The sequence below is a fragment of the Stenotrophomonas sp. STEN009 genome (genome assembly GCF_056760395.1).
In genome coordinates this window covers 1-18,211 of the sequence record NZ_JBRRES010000014.1, presented here as the reverse complement: position 1 = coordinate 18,211, position 18,211 = coordinate 1, and the positions used below count along the sequence as shown (strand labels likewise).

The following is an 18,211-nucleotide window of genomic DNA, read 5'->3' as shown; positions in this document are numbered from 1 at the left end:
CCCGGATGCGCCCAGAAGCGCAGGCCGGTCACCTTCCGGTGTCGCAGTCGCCGGCGGTGCACCTGCCGGTCCTGTACACCCAGGTCCTGGACGGCCTGAGGGTGATCGAAAACGGACGTTATCTGGATGGCACGTTCGGTCGTGGCGGTCACGCACGTGGCGTGCTCACCCAGTTGGGGCCGGAGGGACGCCTGCTGGTCATGGACAAGGATCCGGAAGCCATCGCTGTGGCCGAGCGCGACTTCGCGCCGGACCCGCGCGTGTCGATTTTCCGTGGCAGCTTCGCCCAGCTGCTGCAGTGGAACGAGACGGCCGAAGGCCTGGATGGCGTGCTGTTCGATCTCGGCGTGTCCTCACCGCAGCTGGACGTGGCCGAACGTGGTTTCAGCTTCGGCAAGGACGGCCCGCTGGACATGCGCATGGATCCGGACAGCGGCGAAAGTGCCGCGCAGTGGATCAACCGCGTCGAAGAGCGCGAGATCGCCGACGTGCTGTGGACCTACGGCGAAGAGCGGCAGAGCCGGCGCATCGCCCGCGCCATCGTTGCCCGCCGCGAGAAGCAGCCGTTCTCCCGCACCGCCGAACTGGCCGAACTGATCGCGTCGGTGATGCCCCGTGGCAAGGACAAGATCCATCCGGCCACCCGCAGTTTCCAGGCCATCCGCATCCACATCAACCGCGAGCTGGCCGATCTGGAGGCCGGGCTCGACGCGGCGGTGGAGCGGCTCAAGCCCGGCGGCCGGCTGGCGGTCATCAGCTTCCATTCGCTGGAAGACCGTATCGTCAAGCAGTACATGAACCGTCTGGCCAAGGCGCCGCCTGCCAACCGCCGCCTGCCTGAAGCGGTCGCGTTCGTGCCGACTCTGGACCTGATCGGCGGGGCCATCAAGGCCACGGACGACGAACTGGCCGCCAACCCGCGCGCGCGCAGCGCCGTGCTGCGCGTGGCCCAGAAGCGGGAGGCCGACGCATGAGCCGCCTGCTGCTGATCATTCTGCTGGCCTCCACCGTGGCCTCGGCGATCGGCGTGGTGTTCGTGCGCCACCGCCACCGGCAGACGTTCATCGAGCTGTCGCGCGCCGAGCGTGCGCGCGATGACCTGAACATCGAATTCGGCCGCCTGCAGCTGGAACAGGCCACTCTGGCCGAAGCCAACCGCGTCGACCGCATCGCCCGTGAAAAGCTGGGCATGAAGTTCCCCGAAGCCGCCGACGTAGTGGTGGTGCGCCCATGAGCAAGACCGGCCGCAACCGTCCACGCAACGCCTTCAACCTGCGCCAGCGCCTGCGCTGGGTGGCGCTGGCGCTCGGCCTGTGTTCGGTGTCGCTGGTCGGCCGCGCGGCCTACGTGCAGATCATCAACAGCGATTTCTACCAGCGCCAGGGCGAGGCCCGCTACCTGCGCGAGCTGCCGATCAAGACCTCGCGCGGCATGATCACCGACCGCAACGGCGAACCGCTGGCGGTCTCCACCCCGGTGGCCTCGATCTGGGTGAACCCGCAGGACCTGCTGCGCGCGCCTGACCGCATTCCGGAACTGGCGCAGGCCGTGGGCATGTCGGTGGACGAGCTGAGCAGCCGCCTGTCGCAGAAGTCGGACAAGGAATTCATGTACCTGCGTCGCCGGATCAATCCGGACGAGGCAGAAAAGGTGGTCGCGCTGAAGATTCCAGGCGTGGCCGCGCAGCGCGAGTTCCGCCGCTTCTACCCGCAGGGCGAAGCGATGGCGCATGTGCTGGGTTTCACCAACATCGACGACCGGGGCCAGGAAGGCCTGGAACTGGCGTTCGACGAATGGCTGCGCGGCAAGCCGGGCGCGAAGCGGGTGATCCGCAACCGCAAGGGCGAGACCGTCGAGAGCGATCTGCTGCGTGCCGCCGAACCGGGCAAGGACCTGACCCTCAGCATCGATCGCCGCATCCAGTACCTGGCCTTCAAGGAACTGCGCAATGCGCTGGTGGCCAACAAGGCGGCCGGCGGTTCGATGGTCATCATGGACGTGACCACCGGCGAGATCCTGGCCATGGTCAACCTGCCGACCTACAACCCGAACTCGCTGACCGGTGCGTTGCCCGATTCGCGCCGCAATCGCGCGGTGACCGATCTGGTCGAACCGGGCTCGACGATGAAGCCGTTGACCATCGCCACCGCGCTGCAGGCAGGCGTGGTGACCAAGGACACCATCGTCGACACCAATCCGGGTTACATGACCCTGGGCCGCTTCACCATCCGCGACGTGCCGCGCAACAACGGGGTACTGAACGTGACCGGCGTGATCACCCGCAGCTCCAACGTGGGTGCCGCCAAGGTCGCGGCGAAGATGCCTGACCAGACCTTCTATGACGGTGTGCGACGCTTCGGCTACGGCTCGGTACCGCACAGCGGTTTCCCGGGTGAGTCGGGAGGTGTGGTGATGCGTCCGGGCCGTTGGTCGGGAACCACCAAGACCACCATGTCCTATGGCTACGGCCTGTCGGTCACGCCGTTGCAGATCGCCACCGCGTACTCGGCGCTGGCCAACGGTGGTCGCCTGATCGCACCGACCTTCGTCAAGGGGCAGCGCAACGAAGGCCAGCAGATCATCGACGAGAACGTCGCCAAGCAGGTGGTGGCGATGATGGAAACGGTGGTCACCCAGGGCGGCGCCAAGCAGGCAGCGGTCCTGGGCTACCACGTCGCCGGCAAGACCGGTACTGCGCGCAAGGCCGGCCCCGGCGGCTACGAGCGCGGTCACTACAACGCGCTGTTCGCCGGCGTGGTGCCCGCCACCAACCCGCGCTTCGCCACTGTCATCGTCATCAATGATCCGCAGGCCGGCAAGTTCTACGGCGGCTTGGTGTCGGCGCCGGTCTATCACAATGTGATGGAAGGCACTCTGCGCCTGATGGATGTGCCGCTGGACGACCTGCAGTCGTGGCTGGCCGCGCAGCAGTCCGGAAAGATGGGGCACTCGGCCTCGATCCTGCCGGCCCCGCCGGCCGAGACCGCGCTGCCGGTCGATGCCGCCGCCGAATTCGATGCCGCGCTGCCCAGCGCGCAGGTCCAGACGCCGCCCGCCACGGGAGGCACGCAATGAGCCCTTCGATGTTGCTTTCGCAGTTGCTTCCGGACGTGGCCCTGGCGGGCCATGATCCCGTTCTGACCGGCCTGGTGCTGGACAGCCGTGCCGTACGCCCCGGCAATGCCTTCGTGGCCATCGCCGGCTTCGGCGCACATGGCCTGGGCTTCGTCGATCAGGCGCGCGCGGCGGGCGCCGGCGCGATCCTGTTCGAGCCGCCGGCACCGGACGATCTGCCCGCACCGGCCGATGCCATTGCGGTACCGGGCCTGCGCGCACGCATGGGCGCAATGGCTGACCAGTTCCACGGTGCACCGTCGCGGGCAATGGCGATGGTGGGTGTCACCGGTACCAACGGCAAGACGTCCACCGTGCAGCTGCTGGCCCAGGCCTGGCATCTGCTGGGAACGCCCAGTGGCAGTATCGGCACGCTGGGTGCTGGACTTTACGGCGCGGTCGAGCCGACCGGCTTCACCACGCCGTTGGTGCTGCAGATGCATGCCCTGCTGGCACAGCTGCGCGACCAGGGCGCGCGTGCGGTGGCGATGGAAGTCAGTTCACATGCGCTGGATCAGGGCCGCGTCGATGCCGTGCATTACGACGTGGCCGTGTTCACCAACCTCACCCGCGATCATCTCGATTACCACGGCGACATGGCCAGCTACGGCGCGGCCAAGGCGCGGCTGTTCCATCGCCCGGGCCTGAAGGCGGCGGTGATCAACCTCGACGACGCGTTCGGTCGCCAGCTGTTCGCCGACCTGCCGGCCGGCGTGCTGCCGATCGGCTTGAGTTCGCGCGGTGCGGCCGATGCCAACGTGCGCGCCGAAGCGCTGCAGCTGGACGGCCGTGGCATCGCCTTCGAACTGCTCATCGACGGCCAGCGTGCTGCCGTGCAGTCGCCGCTGCTGGGCCGCTTCAACGTCGACAACCTGCTGGCCGTGGCCGGCACCCTGCATGCACAGGGCCAGTCACTGCCGCGTATCGCCGAGGTACTGTCGGCGCTGCAGCCGATCCGCGGCCGCATGAACCGCCTTGGTGGCGAGCAGGGCCTGCCGACCGTGGTCATCGACTACGCGCACACGCCGGATGCACTGGAACAGGCACTGGACAGCCTGCACGGGCATCTGCAGGGCACGCTGTTCTGTGTGTTTGGCTGTGGCGGTGAACGTGACACCGGCAAGCGCCCGCAGATGGCGGCCATTGCCGAGCGGCTGGCCAACCAGGTCATCGTGACCGATGACAACCCGCGTGGCGAGGACGGTGACCGCATCGTCGCCGACATCCTTGCAGGATTCACCGATGCCGGCGCGGTGACGGTGCAGCGCAACCGTGCGCGCGCGATCGGCCTGGCCGTGAAGCGCGCCGGTGCCGGCGACATCATCCTGATCGCCGGCAAGGGCCATGAGCCCTACCAGGAGATCAAGGGCGTACGCCACGACTTCGACGACACCGAAGTGGCGGCCGCTGCACTGGCTGCCAAGGCCGGTGTGCTGGCGGCGGAGGGTGCACGATGAAGCGCACCCTGCTGTCGCTGATCGCGCACTGGGCCGGCGGCGAGATCCACGGCGACGATGTCGCCATCGATGCCATCAGCAACGATACCCGCAGTCTTGGCCCGGGCAGCCTGTACGTGGCCCTGCGTGGCGAGCGCTTCGATGGCCATGACTTCGCCGCCGACGCGCAGGCCCGTGGCGCCAGCGCGCTGCTGGTCGAGCGCCTGCTGCCGGTCGAGCTGCCGCAGGTGCTGGTCGCCGACAGCGAACTGGCGCTGGCGAAGATCGCCACGGGCATGCAGCGCGACCGCAGCACCGAGGTCTTCGCGATCACCGGCAGCAACGGCAAGACCAGCGTGAAGAGCCTGCTGCTGGCCATCCTGCAACAGGTGGCGCAGCACGCGCACAAGGTGGTCTATGCCAACCCGGGCAACCGCAACAACGAGATCGGCCTGCCACTGGCGGTGATCGATGCGCCGGAAGATGCCGACTACGCCGTCTACGAGATGGGCGCCGGCAAGCCGGGGGACATCGCCTACCTGACCGATATCGCCCGCCCGCGCTATGCGCTGGTCAACAACATCGCGCCTGCGCATCTTGAGCGGATGGGCAGTCTGCTCGGCGTGGCCACCACCAAGGGCGCCATCTACGCCGCACTGCCGGCCGACGGCGTGGCGGTGATCAATGTCGATGATGCCTACGGACGCTGGTTCGAGCAGCACTTCGTCGGCGTTCCGCCGCGCTGCCGCGTGCTGCGTTACGGCCTGGAACACACTGCCGACATCACCGCGCGTGACATCCGCGCCGGTGCGCAGGGCAGCCAGTTCACGCTGGTCTCGCCGATGGGCGAAGCACGCGTGGTGCTGGGCCTGCCGGGCCGCCACAACGTCAGCAACGCGCTTGCTGCCGCCAGCCTGGCGCTGGCTGCCGGCATCGACCTGGCATGGGTCGCCGCCGGCCTGGCCGACGCACAGCCGGTGCCCGGACGCCAGATCGCCCACCAGCTGCGCAATGGTGCGGTGCTGGTGGACGACAGCTACAACGCCAATCCCGGTTCGCTGGCCGCCGCCATCGATGCGCTGGCGGCCGCCCCGGAAGAGGGCTGGCTGGTGCTGGGTGACATGCGTGAGCTTGGCCCGGATGCGCAGTCGCTGCACGCGCAGGCCGGCGTCCGCGCGCGCGCCGCAGGCCTGAAGCGCCTGTATGCGCTCGGTCCGCTCAGTGCCGCCGCCGCCGCCGCGTTCGGCGAAGGCGGCCGCCAATTCGCCACCCATGACGCGCTGTCGCAGGCGTTGAAGGACGAGCTGCACGCCGGCGTGCGCTGCCTGGTCAAGGGTTCCCGTGGCAGCGCCATGGACACGATCGTCAAAGCGCTGCTGGCGCAAGGAGAGGAATCCCCGCATGTTGTATGAACTGGCTCGATGGTTGCAGCAGTTGGAGAGCCTGTTCGGGCTGTTCAACTACCAGACGTTCCGCGCCATCCTTGCCGCGTTGACGGCCCTGTTCCTGTCGCTGTGGCTCGGCCCGGCGATGATCCGCAAGCTTGCCCAGTTCAAGGGCGGCCAGCCGATCCGCAAGGACGGCCCGCAGACCCATTTCTCCAAGGCCGGCACGCCGACCATGGGCGGTTCGCTGATCCTGCTGACCGTCACCCTGTCGGTGCTGATGTGGGCCGACCTGCGCAACCGCTACGTCTGGCTGGTGCTGGCGGTGATGCTGTGCTTCGGCGCGATCGGCTGGTACGACGACTGGATCAAGATCGTCCGCCGCGACCCGAACGGCCTGAAGTCGCGCTGGAAGTACCTGCTGCAGTCGATCTTCGGACTGGCCGCCGGCCTGTTCCTGTTCTATACCGCCGATGTGCCTGCCGCACTGACCTTCTACATTCCGATGTTCAAGTCGGTGGCGCTGCCGCTGGCCGGCATCGGCTTCGTGACCATCGCCTACTTCTGGATCGTCGGCTTCTCCAACGCGGTCAACCTGACCGATGGCCTGGACGGCCTGGCGATCATGCCGACCGTGCTGGTCGCCTGCGCGCTGGGCGTGTTCGCCTACGCCTCCGGCAACGTGGTGTTCGCCAACTACCTGCAGATCCCGCAGATTCCCGGTGCCGGTGAGCTGGTCATCATCTGCGCCGCCATCGCGGGCGCCGGGCTGGGCTTCCTGTGGTTCAACACCTATCCGGCGATGGTCTTCATGGGCGACATCGGCGCGCTGGCGCTGGGCGCGGTGCTGGGCACGATCGCGGTGATCACCCGCCAGGAACTGGTGCTGGTGATCATGGGCGGCGTATTCGTCATCGAGACCCTGTCGGTGATGATCCAGGTCGCCTCGTTCAAGCTGACCGGCAAGCGCGTGTTCCGCATGGCGCCGATCCACCACCATTTCGAACTGAAGGGCTGGCCGGAGCCGCGCGTGATCGTGCGCTTCTGGATCATCTCCGTCGTGCTCGTGCTGATCGGCCTGGCCACGTTGAAGGTGCGCTGACGATGAACGACCTGTCCCGCCAGGCAACACGCCTCGAAGCCATCGAAGGCAGCTACGACAAGTGGCTGCTGGGTGCGATGCTCGCGCTCACCGGGCTGGGCGTGGTGATGGTGGCGTCGAGCTCGATCGCGTTGATGAGCAGCCCGTTCTACTACCTCAACCGCCACCTGGTGTTCCTGGCGATCGGCATCGTGCTGGCGGCCATTGCCGCGCGTACCGAGCTGAAGTCCATCGAGCAGTACAACCAGGTGCTGCTGCTGGGCTGCTTCGCACTGCTGCTGGTGGTGTTCATCCCCGGTCTGGGCAGCAGCGTCAATGGTGCCCGCCGCTGGATCAACCTGGGGGTCTCCAAGTTCCAGACCGTGGAAGCGGTGAAGGTGCTGTACATCGTCTGGCTGTCCAGCTACCTGGTGCGCTTCCGCGACGAGGTCAACGCGACCTGGCCGGCGATGCTCAAGCCGCTGGGCGTGGCCGGTGCGCTGGTGGTGCTGCTGCTGCTGCAGCCCGACTTCGGTTCGTCGACCCTGCTGCTGGCGATCACGGCCGGCATGCTGGTGCTGGGCGGAGTCAACATGCCGCGCATGTCGATGCCGGTGATCATCGGCCTGGTCGGCATGAGCGCGCTGGCGATCATTGAGCCATACCGCATGCGCCGCATCACCTCGTTCCTGGACCCGTGGGCCGACCAGCAGGGCGACGGCTACCAGCTGTCCAACGCGCTGATGGCGGTGGGGCGCGGCGAGTGGACCGGCGTCGGCCTCGGCAATTCGGTACAGAAGCTGTACTACCTGCCCGAAGCACATACCGACTTCATCTTCTCGGTGACCGCCGAGGAATTCGGCTTCATGGGCACCTGCGTCATCATCGCCCTGTTCGCGCTGCTGGTCGGCCGCACCTTCTGGCTGGGCATGCGCTGCGTGGAAATGAAGCGCCACTTCTCCGGCTACATCGCCTTCGGCATCGGCCTGTGGATCAGCATGCAGACCTTCGTTTCGATCGGCGTGAACCTGGGCATCCTGCCGACCAAGGGCCTGACCCTGCCGCTGATCTCCTCGGGTGGTTCGTCGGTCCTGATGACGTGCGTGGCGATGGGCCTGCTGCTGCGCGTGTCCTACGAGCTGAAGCGTGCCGAGCGCCGCCAGGCCGTGCGCATCGGCGGCGGCGACGATGCTGCCACCGCACCGGCCGAAGAGCCGTCCGCCCCGTCCGCGGGGTCGCTGCCGATGGGCGCGGACGCGCCTGCCGGCGCGGGCCCTGCCGTGCGTGGCACCAGCCGCCTGCAGTCCCGCGTCGAACCGACTTTCGGGAGGCTCGGATGAGCGCTGCCGACCACAACGTTCGCCCGGTGATGATCCTGGCCGGTGGTACCGGCGGGCATATCTTCCCAGGGCTGGCCGTGGCCCGCGTGCTGCGCGAGCGTGGCGTGCCGGTCACCTGGATGGGCGCCGAAGGCGCGATGGAAACCCGGTTGGTGCCGCAGCACGACATTCCGATCGACACGCTGTCCATCACCGGCCTGCGTGGCAAGGGCAAGCTGGCACTGCTGGGCGCACCGTGGCGGCTGATGCGCGCGTTGCGTGCGGCCGGCATGATCATCCGCCGTCGCCAGCCGCGTGCGGTGATTGCCTTCGGCGGATTCGCCTCGGGACCCGGTGGCATGGCCACCCGCCTGCATGGGCTGCCACTGCTGGTGCACGAGCAGAACCGCGCACCCGGCATGACCAACCGCATCCTGTCGCGCTACTCGCGCCGCCTGCTGACCGGGTTCCCGGGCACCTTCGCCAAGGGTGAAGAAGCGGTGGGCAATCCAGTGCGCGCGGAGATCGCCGCGATCGCGCCGCCGGAACAGCGTTTCGCCGATCGCCACGGTCCGTTGCGCGTGCTGGTGGTGGGTGGCAGCCAGGGTGCGCGCGCACTCAACAGCGGCGTGCCGCAGGCCATCGCAGCGCTCGGTGCGGAAGTGCCGGTGCAGGTGCGCCATCAGAGCGGCGAGAAGCTGCACGCCGAAGCGGTCGAGGCCTATGCCAAGGCGGGCGTGCAGGCGCAGATCACGCCGTTCATCGCGGACATGGCCGAGGCATTCGCGTGGGCCGACCTGGTCGTGTGCCGTGCCGGGGCATCCACCCTGGCCGAGCTGTGCGCGGTCGGTGTCGGCAGCGTGCTGGTGCCATTCCCCGCCGCCGTCGACGATCACCAGACCCGCAACGCGGAGTATCTGGTCGAGCGCGGCGCGGCGGTTTTGCTGAAGCAGGACGGAACGCTGGCAGACGGCATTGCCGCACTGCTGCGCGATCTGTCCGAAAATCCCGGCCGCCGCATGCAGATGGCGCAAGCCGCGCGTGCCCTGGCCAAGGTCGATGCCGCCGAGCGCATCGCCGATATCATTCTCGAGGAAGCTGTATGAAGAAGGCATGCCAGCGCGCCTGCCCTGCGCGAGGCCGCGCATGATCCGTCGCCTGCACGACACCAACGACCTGGTGCGCGCCTTCCCGCGCGTGCACTTCGTCGGCATCGGCGGCACCGGCATGAGCGGCATCGCCGAAGTGATGCTGACGCTGGGTTATGAAGTGTCCGGTTCGGACAATGCCGACAATGCGGCCACCCGCCGCCTGGCCGGCCTGGGAGCACGCATCATGCGTGGCCATTCGGCGGCCAATGTGCTGGGCACCGACTGCGTGGTGGTGTCCAGCGCGATCCGCGAAGACAACCCGGAGCTGATGGAGGCGCGCAGCCAGCGCATTCCGATCATGCCGCGTGCGGCGATGCTGGCCGAACTGATGCGCTTCCGGCGCGGCATCGCCGTGGCCGGCACCCATGGCAAGACCACCACCACCAGCCTGACGGCAGCGGTGCTGAGCGAGGGCGGCCTGGACCCGACCTTCGTGATCGGTGGCCAGCTGCTGGCCGCCGGCGCCAATGCCAAGCTGGGCGGTGGGCAGTGGCTGGTGGCAGAGGCCGATGAGAGCGATGGCAGCTTCCTGCGCCTGAATCCGCTGATGTCGATCATCACCAACATCGATGCGGACCACCTGGAGAACTACGGCAACGACTTCGCCCGGGTGCAGGCCGCATTCGCCGAATTCCTGCAGCGCCTTCCGTTCTACGGGCTGGCGGTGCTGTGCATCGACGATCCGGAAGTGGCTGCACTGGCCGCCAGGACGCCGCGCCACGTCATGAGCTACGGCATGAGCCCGCAGGCCGACGTGCGCGCCGAGAACGTGGTGCAGGAGGGCTCGCGCATGCGCTTCACCCTGCGCCTGCCGCAGGGCACCAGCCAGGAAGTGGTGCTGGCACTGCCGGGCCGGCACAACGTGCTCAACGCGCTGGCCGCCGCTGCGGTCGGTTGGCAGCTGGGCGTGGCACCGGATGCAATTGCGCGTGCGCTGGAGGCCTTCGCCGGGGTCGGCCGTCGCTTCAACGACCTGGGCGAAGTCACCACCGCCAGCGGTGCCAGGGTGCGGATCATCGATGATTACGGTCATCACCCGAGCGAACTGGAGGCGGTGTTTGCCGCTGCCCGCGGCGGCTGGGCCGACAAGCGCCTGGTGGTCGCGTTCCAGCCCCACCGCTACAGCCGCACCCGCGACCAGTTCGACAAGTTCGCTGCAGTGCTGTCCAGCGTCGACGCGCTGGTACTGAGCGAGGTCTACCCGGCCGGCGAGGAGCCGATCGCAGGTGCCGATTCGCATGCGCTGGCACGCGCCATCCGCGCCCGCGGCCGCAGCGAGCCGGTGGTGGTGGGCAAGGCCGCCGAGCTGGCGAGCGTGCTGCCGGACGTGCTGCAGGATGGTGACCTGCTGCTGATGATGGGGGCCGGCGATATCGGCGCCGTCGCCACCCACATCGCAGTGGAAGGCTTCAAGGCGGAGGGCGAGGCGTGAGCACGCTGACCTTCCCGCCGCTGCGCAGTACCGACCCGGCCGTGTTCGGCCGCGTCGCCGTCCTGCTCGGCGGTACCTCCAGCGAGCGCGAGGTGTCGCTGGACTCCGGCCGCAACGTGCTGGAGGCGCTGCAGTCGCGCGGCGTCGATGCGTTCGCCGTGGACGGCATTCCGGCCCTGGCCCGGGCATTGGCCGGCGGCGGCATCGATCGCGTGTTCAACATCCTGCACGGTCACAACGGTGGCGGAGAGGATGGCATCGTGCAGGGCCTGATGGACGCCTTCGGCGTGCCGTACACCGGCTCGGACGTGCTGGGTTCGGCATTGAGCATGGACAAGATCCGCACCAAGCAGGTGTGGCTCTCGGTCGGTTTACCCACCCCGCAGTACCGGAAGGTCACTGCCGAGACCGTCCACGCACAGGCGCGCGAGCTGGGCCTGCCGGTGGTGGTCAAGCCGGCCAACGAAGGCTCGAGCGTGGGCATCAGCCGTGTGACCGACGAAGCAGGCCTGGACGAGGCGGTGGCGTTGGCCGCGCGCTACGACGGCCAGCTGCTGATGGAGCAGATGGTGGTCGGCGACGAGCTGACCGTCGCCATCCTTGGCGACGTCGCACTGCCGTCGATCCGCATCGTGCCCAAAGGCCAGTGGTACGACTACAACGCCAAGTACATCGCAGAAGATACCCAGTACCTGTGCCCGGGCCTGGACGGCGAGGCCGAGGACGAGATCCGTCGCATCGCGCTGGCCGCGTTCCGCGCCGCCGGCTGCCGTGGCTGGGGGCGCGTGGACGTGATGCGTGACCGCGCAAGTGGCCGCTTCTTCCTGCTGGAAGTGAACACCGCGCCGGGCATGACCAGCCACTCGCTGGTGCCCAAGGCGGCCCGCCAGGCCGGCATCGGCTTCGAGGAGCTGGTGTGGCGCGTGCTTGAACAGACCCTGGAGGCTGGCCACGCATGAACGCGGTGCTGCGCATCTTCGTCTGGCTTCTGGCGCTGTCGGTGGTGGCACTGCCGGTGGTGGCCGTGGTCAATGGCTGGGTCGGCGCCGAGCGCTGGCCGCTGGCGAAGCTGCGCGTGCACGGTGAATTCAAGCGCGTGCCGGCCGAGCAGCTGCAGCAGGTGCTGTTGCCGTATGCGCGTGCCGGGTTCTTCGCGGTCAAGCTGCAGGATGCGCAGGACGCACTGGAGAAGCTGCCGTGGGTGGAAAGCGCGCAGGTGCGCAAGCAGTGGCCTGACGTGCTGGAAGTGACCCTGGTCGAGCACAAGCCTTTCGCCCGCTGGGGCGAGGGTCGCCTGCTGTCCGAGCAGGGCAAGCTGTTCCCCACGCCGAAGAAGCTGGCCGACCTGCAGCTGCCCGAGCTGGATGGCCCCGACAGCCAGACCGAGGAAGTGGTCAAGCTGTACAACGATTCACGCGCGCTGTTCGCGCCTGCCGGCGTCGACGTGCGCCGCCTGACCATGGATGCGCGCGGCAGCTGGTCGCTGGTGCTGAGCAACGGCACCGAAGTGGTGGTAGGACGCGATGACGCCCGTTCGCGCCTGCAGCGCTTCGTGCGCGTGCTGCCACAACTGGCCAACCAGGCTGCGCCGATCGAGCGCGCCGATCTCCGTTACACCAATGGTTTCACGCTGAGCTGGGGCACCCCGGCCGCGCCGGCTGACGCGCCGGCGACCCCGGCAAGAAGGACGCAGGAAAGGACATGAATCGCAAGGGTGACAAATCGCTGATCGTCGGCCTGGATATCGGCACCTCCAAGGTGGTGGCGCTGGTGGGCGAGTATTCGCCGGGCAATCCGATCGAAGTGATCGGCATCGGATCGCACGAGTCGCGCGGCCTCAAGCGCGGCGTGGTGGTGGACATCGAATCGACCGTGCAGTCGATCCAGCGTGCGGTCGAAGAGGCCGAGCTGATGGCCGGCTGCGAGATCCGTTCGGTCTACGCCTCGATCTCCGGCAACCACGTGCAGTGCAAGAACTCGCCGGGAATCGTGCCGATCCGCGATGGCGAGGTGACCTGGGGCGACCTGGACCGCGTGCTCGACGCTGCCAAGGCGGTGGCGATTCCGGCCGACCAGAAGATCCTGCATGCGATCCCGCGCGAGTACGTGCTGGATGATTCGCAGGAAGGCATCCGCAACCCGGTGGGCATGACCGGTGTGCGCCTGGAAGTGCATGCACACCTGGTGGTGTGCGCGCAGTCCGCCGCCGCCAACATCAGCAAGTGCGTGCAGCGCTGCGGCCTGCAGGTGGATGATCTGGTGCTGTCCTCGCTGGCCTCCAGCGTGGCGGTGCTGACCGCCGACGAACGCGAGCTGGGCGTGGTGCTGGTCGACATGGGCGCAGGCACCACCGACATCGCGGTGTTCGTGCAGGGCGCGATCTGCCACACCGCATCGCTGCCGATTGCCGGCGACCACGTCACCAACGACATCGCGCACATGCTGCGCACGCCGACCCCGGAAGCCGAGCAGATCAAGGTGCGCTACGCCTGCGCCCTGGCCCAGCTGGCCACTGCCGAGGAGAGCATCCAGGTGCCGTCGGTGGGTGATCGCCCGCCGCGGCGCATGCCGCGCCATTCGCTGGCGCAGGCAGTGCAGGGCCGCTACGAGGAAATCTTCGAGATGGTGCAGGCCGAACTGCGTCGCTCCGGCTTCGAAGAGCTGGTGCGCGCGGGCATGGTGCTCACCGGCGGTGCATCGAAGATGGAAGGCGTGGTCGAGCTGGCTGAAGAGATGCTGCAGATGCCGGTGCGCGTGGGCATTCCGCAGCACGTCACCGGCCTGGGCGAAGTGGTCGGCAACCCGGTGCACGCCACCGGCGTGGGCCTGCTGCTGATGGGCAGCCAGATCGAGCATCCGCGCCGGCCATCGCTGCCGACCGGGCGCGCCGGCAGCATGTTCAAGAAACTCAAGACCTGGTTCCGCGGCGAGTTCTGACGCGGAACCCGTAACGCCGGGCATCGCCCGGATGCAACACCCGCAACACAACGCAACACCGGCAACACACAACCCACACAGCCGCAACGGCGGCATGCAGCAGGACGGCAGGACGCCCGAATGCCCATGCCATCGAAAGCGGATACAACGAGGACACGGACATGGCGCATTTTGAACTGATCGAAAAGATGGCACCCAATGCGGTGATCAAGGTGGTTGGCGTGGGCGGCGGCGGCGGCAATGCCGTGGCGCACATGGTCAACTCGGCGGTGGACGGCGTGGAGTTCATCACCGCCAACACCGACTCGCAGGCCATCAAGAATTGCGGTGCGAAGCTGCAGCTGCAGCTGGGCACCAACGTGACCAAGGGCCTGGGCGCAGGCGCGAACCCGGAAGTGGGCCGCCAGGCCGCCCTGGAAGACCGTGAGCGCATCATGGACGCCCTGCAGGGCGCCGACATGGTGTTCATCACCGCCGGCATGGGCGGCGGCACCGGCACCGGTGCGGCGCCGGTGGTGGCGCAGCTGGCCAAGGAAATGGGCATCCTGACCGTGGCCGTGGTCACCAAGCCGTTCCCGTTCGAAGGCCGTCGCCGCATGCAGGTTGCGCTGAAGGGCATCGAGGAACTGAGCCAGCACTGCGACTCGCTGATCACGATTCCGAACGAGAAGCTGATCACCGTGCTGGGCCGCAACGCCACCATGATCCAGGCGTTCCGTGCCGCCAATGACGTGCTGCAGGGCGCCGTGCAGGGCATTGCTGACCTGATCGTGCGTCCGGGCCTGATCAACGTCGACTTCGCCGACGTGCGCACCGTCATGTCCGAAATGGGCCTGGCGATGATGGGTACCGGCACCGCCCGTGGCGATGACCGTGCCCAGGCTGCCGCCGAAGCGGCGATCCAGAACCCGCTGCTGGACGATGTGAACCTGGCCGGTGCCAACGGCATCCTGGTCAACATCACCGCCGGCGCCGACTTCACCATGGCCGAGTTCGACGAGATCGGCCGCACCATCGATGGCTTCGCGTCCGAAGATGCCACCGTGGTGGTCGGTACCGTGCTGGATCCGGACATGCAGGACGAAGTGCGCGTGACGGTGGTCGCTACCGGCCTGAACCGCGTGTCGGCCAGCAAGAGCCAGCGTCCGGGCGAGCGTGCGCCGATCAAGCTGGTGCGCAATGCCACCACCGGCCAGCCGGAGTTCGGCGAGTTCGACACGGGTGGCGATGCGGTCTCCAAGGCCGTGGGCGGCATGGGCCTGGGCCTGCGTCGTGCCAGCAGCGATACCGCGGCAGCCTCCACCGCGTCGGCCCCGGCCTCTTCGGCCCCGGCGGCGGCGGAACTGCCGAACGATTACCTGGACATCCCGGCGTTCCTGCGCCGCCAGGCGGACTGAGCGGAGCTGCCCGGGGCTTGTCCTCCCCGGGTCGCGCCACCATGTCCTGAAGTGCGGGCGCCGGGCCAGGATAGGCCCGGCGGCCCTTCACGCGTGTCCCACCCGCGCGCCGGTGTGTCCTGCCGCCGTTTCAGCCGGGGTAGGGGAGTGCGCGTGTTAATCTAATGTGTCACTTCCGGTCTGCCCCCATGATCCAGCAACGCACCCTCAAGAACACGATCCGCGCCACCGGCGTTGGCCTGCACAGCGGTGACAAGGTCTACATGACCCTGCGCCCGGCACCGGTCAACCACGGCATCGTGTTCCGCCGCGTGGATCTGGATCCGGTGGTGGAAGTGCCGGCCAAGGCGGAGCTGGTCACCGAAGTGACCCTGTGCACCGGCCTGACCTGCAACGACGCCAAGGTCCAGACCGTTGAACACCTGATGTCGGCTCTGGCCGGCCTGGGTGTGGACAACATCATCGTCGAGCTGTCCTCGGCCGAGCTGCCGATCATGGACGGTTCGGCCGGCCCGTTCGTGTTCCTGCTGCAGTCGGCAGGCATCGTGGAACAGGATGCGCCCAAGCGCTTCATCCGCGTGCTCAAGACCGTGGAAGTGACCGAGGGTGACAAGGTGGCCCGCTTCACGCCCTACGAGGGGTACAAGCTGGGCTTCACCATCCAGTTCGACCACCCGATGATCCCGGCCAAGCAGTCACGCCAGGAAATCGAATTCTCCACGCTGGCGTACACCAAGGAAATCTCCCGCGCGCGCACCTTCGGCTTCATGCGCGACCTGGAGTACATGCGTGAACGCAATCTGGGCCTGGGCGGGTCGATGGACAACGCCATCGTGCTTGACGAGTTCCGCGTGCTCAACGAAGACGGGCTGCGCTACGCCGACGAATTCGTGCGCCACAAGATCCTTGATGCGATCGGCGACCTCTACCTCGCCGGTGGCCAGGTGCTGGGCGCCTACGAGGGCTTCAAGTCCGGTCACGCGCTCAACAACAAGCTGGTGCGCGCGCTGATGGCCGATGCCAGCGCGTGGGAGTGGGTCAGCTATGACTCGCCGGCGGTACCGGATCCGGTCGAGTACGCCACCCCGGCCTACGCCTGATCCACATAACGTTTTGAATTGAAAGGGAAAAACGCCGCCTCTCAGGGCGGCGTCCGCATTTCTGGAGGCTGCGATGGATACGACGCAGCAGGTGACGCGACTGTCGGTCTGTCGTCACGGTTTCGTGAACCTGTTGGATCGGAAGCCTGAATTTAACGTTGTTTTAACAACAATCTAACGACAGGTCCACCGGGGACCGCTAGGATGCGACCCGGCCCCCGAAATGTTTCACGCTGCGGTGACACGCGCGACGGGGAGCGGAGCAGGAGGCTCCGTTGTCCTCAGGACCGCTTCTTCGGCTTCGAAGGAACATCCTGCAGGGCTGCCAAGGCGTCGCGTAGCCCTTTGTGCGTGGCGGCTGAAACTGCGTGGGGGCCATTCCGGTTGTCGATCGCTGGGGAGCGTGAGGGAGTGGTGGACGCAGTCTTGATGGTCACCCTGGTGGCCTTCAGCCCGATGGACCGGGCCGCGTCGAGAAGCTGGGCCTCGGCAAGCCGGAACTTGGCATGCCAGACCGGGGACTCGACGAGAAAAACGAGGTGTTCCCCGTCCACATTGGCCAGCCGGCAACGGCTGCGCAGAGGTGGCGGCAACTGGGGGCGCAACTGACGGTCCAGCGCGTCGAGCCACAAGGCACGCCGCAGCGGGTTCCCGCTTTTGTCCGCCATTACCGCATCCAGTGCCGGTTTCGGCACGGAAGCGGGGCGAACGCTGGATTTCGGCTCAGACATGAAAACTCACTGATGGCATTCAAAAAGATCGTAATCAAAACGCGTGAAGGTCAGGCCAAATCGGCGCTCACGCGTTTGCGGTTCTATTTCGAGGACCGCCCCCGTGCCCTGCTGGGCAGCGTGCTCGGGGTAGGCTGCATTATCGGCTTTGCAGGCGGAATCGGCGCCAACGCGTTCAACGATTCGCGGCTGCAGGCCAAGGTCGACCGCCGGGAGGCTGAACTGGCCAAGGTCCAGCGCGATGCGCAGACCCAGGTCAACGCGCTGGCGGCCCGCCTCGGCGAGCTGCAGGCGCAGGCCACCCGCCTCAACGCCCTGGGCGAACGGCTGACCCAGATGGGCAAGCTGGAAGATGGCGAGTTCGACTTCAACGAAACTCCCGGCCTGGGTGACGGCGATGCCGGCGGCCCGACCTCGGACATCCCGGTCAAGGATGTCAACGCCGACTTACAGGTGCTGGAGCAGCGTTTCGCTGCTTCAGGCCGCCAGCTGTCGGTGATGGAATCGCTGATGTTCGATCACCAGCTGCAGCAGAACGCCGTGCCTTCGCGCATGCCGATCCGCAACAGCTATGTCACGTCCGGCTTCGGCACCCGTGCCGACCCCTTCGGCCGCGGTGCCGCCACCCACAAGGGCATGGACTTCCACGCCCGGGTCGGCGATCCGGTCATGGCCGTGGCCGATGGCGTGGTCAGCTTCTCCGGCGTCAAGGGCGGCTACGGCAACGTCGTCGATGTCGACCATGGCAACGGCTACGTCACCCGCTACGCGCACAATTCGCGCCTGGTGGTGAAGGTCGGCGATCTGGTCCGTGCCGGCCAGGAAGTGGCCAAGGCCGGTTCCACCGGTCGCTCCACCGGCGCCCACGTGCACTTCGAGGTCTGGGAAAACGGCAACGTGGTGAACCCGCGCAAGTTCCTCGGCGACGGCGGCAACACGCCGGTCGGCCGTATCAGCCGCGGCTGATTCCAGCGCCGGGCATGGCCCGGCGCCACCCTCCTTGGGGGGGGAGGCAAAAGCAAAGCCCGCCGCGGCGAGGCCACCCGAGAGACACCAACACCCCCCCCCCCACGCACCCACAACCCCCCCCCACCCCCGCAAAACCCCCCCCCCCCCCCCCCCCAGACA

16 protein-coding genes are annotated in these 18,211 nt (G+C 67.5%); 15 read left to right on the top strand and 1 reads right to left on the bottom strand.

What is annotated here, in order from left to right; all coding sequences use genetic code 11:
• Nucleotides 1-5 precede the first annotated feature (5 nt).
• The 14 genes from rsmH to lpxC all read left to right on the top strand — a co-directional run bounded on the left by rsmH (nt 6) and on the right by lpxC (nt 16,352).
• Nucleotides 6-974, top strand: coding sequence for a 16S rRNA (cytosine(1402)-N(4))-methyltransferase RsmH (gene rsmH, locus ACVOMM_RS08535; RefSeq protein ID WP_053516464.1), 969 nt, complete (start codon nt 6-8; stop codon nt 972-974).
• Complete coding sequence (ftsL, locus tag ACVOMM_RS08530; RefSeq protein ID WP_053516463.1) at nt 971-1,234, top strand: cell division protein FtsL; 264 nt, start codon at nt 971-973, stop codon at nt 1,232-1,234. The genes rsmH and ftsL overlap by 4 nt, the downstream gene beginning before the upstream one ends.
• Entirely contained in the window at nt 1,231-3,075 is a 1,845-nt protein-coding gene (locus tag ACVOMM_RS08525) for a peptidoglycan D,D-transpeptidase FtsI family protein (RefSeq protein WP_065182805.1), read from the top strand. The genes ftsL and ACVOMM_RS08525 overlap by 4 nt, the downstream gene beginning before the upstream one ends.
• Nucleotides 3,072-4,571 carry a UDP-N-acetylmuramoyl-L-alanyl-D-glutamate--2,6-diaminopimelate ligase gene (locus tag ACVOMM_RS08520; RefSeq protein WP_253119411.1) on the top strand — a complete coding sequence of 500 codons (1,500 nt, stop codon included), beginning with the start codon at nt 3,072-3,074 and terminating at the stop codon, nt 4,569-4,571. Before ACVOMM_RS08525 ends, ACVOMM_RS08520 begins: the two co-directional genes overlap by 4 nt.
• Nucleotides 4,568-5,962, top strand: a complete 1,395-nt coding sequence (locus ACVOMM_RS08515) for a UDP-N-acetylmuramoyl-tripeptide--D-alanyl-D-alanine ligase (RefSeq protein ID WP_128989136.1) — start codon at nt 4,568-4,570, stop codon at nt 5,960-5,962. The genes ACVOMM_RS08520 and ACVOMM_RS08515 overlap by 4 nt, the downstream gene beginning before the upstream one ends.
• Nucleotides 5,952-7,037 carry a phospho-N-acetylmuramoyl-pentapeptide-transferase gene (mraY, locus tag ACVOMM_RS08510; protein WP_053516457.1) on the top strand — a complete coding sequence of 362 codons (1,086 nt, stop codon included), beginning with the start codon at nt 5,952-5,954 and terminating at the stop codon, nt 7,035-7,037. Before ACVOMM_RS08515 ends, mraY begins: the two co-directional genes overlap by 11 nt.
• Before the next feature lie 2 nt (nt 7,038-7,039).
• Nucleotides 7,040-8,356, top strand: coding sequence for a putative lipid II flippase FtsW (gene ftsW, locus ACVOMM_RS08505; protein ID WP_065175812.1), 1,317 nt, complete (start codon nt 7,040-7,042; stop codon nt 8,354-8,356).
• Nucleotides 8,353-9,441 (top strand): undecaprenyldiphospho-muramoylpentapeptide beta-N-acetylglucosaminyltransferase, encoded by a 1,089-nt coding sequence (murG, locus tag ACVOMM_RS08500; RefSeq protein ID WP_065175811.1) that lies wholly within the window; start codon nt 8,353-8,355, stop codon nt 9,439-9,441. Before ftsW ends, murG begins: the two co-directional genes overlap by 4 nt.
• Nucleotides 9,442-9,481: 40 nt before the next feature.
• Nucleotides 9,482-10,918, top strand: a complete 1,437-nt coding sequence (gene murC, locus ACVOMM_RS08495; protein WP_053516454.1) for a UDP-N-acetylmuramate--L-alanine ligase — start codon at nt 9,482-9,484, stop codon at nt 10,916-10,918.
• Nucleotides 10,915-11,877, top strand: a complete 963-nt coding sequence (locus ACVOMM_RS08490) for a D-alanine--D-alanine ligase (RefSeq protein WP_065182802.1) — start codon at nt 10,915-10,917, stop codon at nt 11,875-11,877. The genes murC and ACVOMM_RS08490 overlap by 4 nt, the downstream gene beginning before the upstream one ends.
• On the top strand, nt 11,874-12,623 hold the full coding sequence (locus tag ACVOMM_RS08485; RefSeq protein WP_053516451.1) for a cell division protein FtsQ/DivIB: 750 nt from the start codon (nt 11,874-11,876) through the stop codon (nt 12,621-12,623). The genes ACVOMM_RS08490 and ACVOMM_RS08485 overlap by 4 nt, the downstream gene beginning before the upstream one ends.
• Nucleotides 12,620-13,855, top strand: a complete 1,236-nt coding sequence (gene ftsA, locus ACVOMM_RS08480; protein ID WP_005408083.1) for a cell division protein FtsA — start codon at nt 12,620-12,622, stop codon at nt 13,853-13,855. Before ACVOMM_RS08485 ends, ftsA begins: the two co-directional genes overlap by 4 nt.
• 161 nt (nt 13,856-14,016) lie before the next feature.
• Nucleotides 14,017-15,252 (top strand): cell division protein FtsZ, encoded by a 1,236-nt coding sequence (gene ftsZ, locus ACVOMM_RS08475; protein WP_053516450.1) that lies wholly within the window; start codon nt 14,017-14,019, stop codon nt 15,250-15,252.
• A gap of 188 nt (nt 15,253-15,440) precedes the next feature.
• A complete protein-coding gene (lpxC, locus tag ACVOMM_RS08470) occupies nt 15,441-16,352 on the top strand; it encodes a UDP-3-O-acyl-N-acetylglucosamine deacetylase (protein ID WP_053516449.1) in 912 nt (303 codons plus the stop codon).
• A 281-nt stretch (nt 16,353-16,633) separates the two neighbouring features.
• Here the strand turns inward: lpxC and ACVOMM_RS08465 are convergent, their stop codons facing one another.
• Nucleotides 16,634-17,083, bottom strand: coding sequence for a DciA family protein (locus ACVOMM_RS08465; protein WP_053516447.1), 450 nt, complete (start codon nt 17,081-17,083; stop codon nt 16,634-16,636).
• Between the two features lie 12 nt (nt 17,084-17,095).
• Between ACVOMM_RS08465 and ACVOMM_RS08460 the strand changes: the two genes are divergently transcribed.
• Nucleotides 17,096-18,049, top strand: coding sequence for a M23 family metallopeptidase (locus ACVOMM_RS08460; RefSeq protein WP_481526118.1), 954 nt, complete (start codon nt 17,096-17,098; stop codon nt 18,047-18,049).
• Nucleotides 18,050-18,211: the final 162 nt, after the last annotated feature.

What these genes read in the sequence shown, in the direction of transcription:
- rsmH (WP_053516464.1), top strand. Translation starts at nt 6, where the DNA reads ATGCGCCCAGAAGCGCAGGCCGGTCACCTTCCGGTGTCGCAGTCGCCG.
- ACVOMM_RS08515 (WP_128989136.1), top strand. Translation starts at nt 4,568, where the DNA reads ATGAAGCGCACCCTGCTGTCGCTGATCGCGCACTGGGCCGGCGGCGAG.
- ACVOMM_RS08525 (WP_065182805.1), top strand. Translation starts at nt 1,231, where the DNA reads ATGAGCAAGACCGGCCGCAACCGTCCACGCAACGCCTTCAACCTGCGC.
- ACVOMM_RS08460 (WP_481526118.1), top strand. Translation starts at nt 17,096, where the DNA reads ATGGCATTCAAAAAGATCGTAATCAAAACGCGTGAAGGTCAGGCCAAA.
- murC (WP_053516454.1), top strand. Translation starts at nt 9,482, where the DNA reads ATGATCCGTCGCCTGCACGACACCAACGACCTGGTGCGCGCCTTCCCG.
- ftsL (WP_053516463.1), top strand. Translation starts at nt 971, where the DNA reads ATGAGCCGCCTGCTGCTGATCATTCTGCTGGCCTCCACCGTGGCCTCG.
- ftsA (WP_005408083.1), top strand. Translation starts at nt 12,620, where the DNA reads ATGAATCGCAAGGGTGACAAATCGCTGATCGTCGGCCTGGATATCGGC.
- murG (WP_065175811.1), top strand. Translation starts at nt 8,353, where the DNA reads ATGAGCGCTGCCGACCACAACGTTCGCCCGGTGATGATCCTGGCCGGT.
- ftsW (WP_065175812.1), top strand. Translation starts at nt 7,040, where the DNA reads ATGAACGACCTGTCCCGCCAGGCAACACGCCTCGAAGCCATCGAAGGC.
- mraY (WP_053516457.1), top strand. Translation starts at nt 5,952, where the DNA reads ATGTTGTATGAACTGGCTCGATGGTTGCAGCAGTTGGAGAGCCTGTTC.
- lpxC (WP_053516449.1), top strand. Translation starts at nt 15,441, where the DNA reads ATGATCCAGCAACGCACCCTCAAGAACACGATCCGCGCCACCGGCGTT.
- ftsZ (WP_053516450.1), top strand. Translation starts at nt 14,017, where the DNA reads ATGGCGCATTTTGAACTGATCGAAAAGATGGCACCCAATGCGGTGATC.
- ACVOMM_RS08485 (WP_053516451.1), top strand. Translation starts at nt 11,874, where the DNA reads ATGAACGCGGTGCTGCGCATCTTCGTCTGGCTTCTGGCGCTGTCGGTG.
- ACVOMM_RS08465 (WP_053516447.1), bottom strand. Translation starts at nt 17,083, where the DNA reads ATGTCTGAGCCGAAATCCAGCGTTCGCCCCGCTTCCGTGCCGAAACCG.
- ACVOMM_RS08520 (WP_253119411.1), top strand. Translation starts at nt 3,072, where the DNA reads ATGAGCCCTTCGATGTTGCTTTCGCAGTTGCTTCCGGACGTGGCCCTG.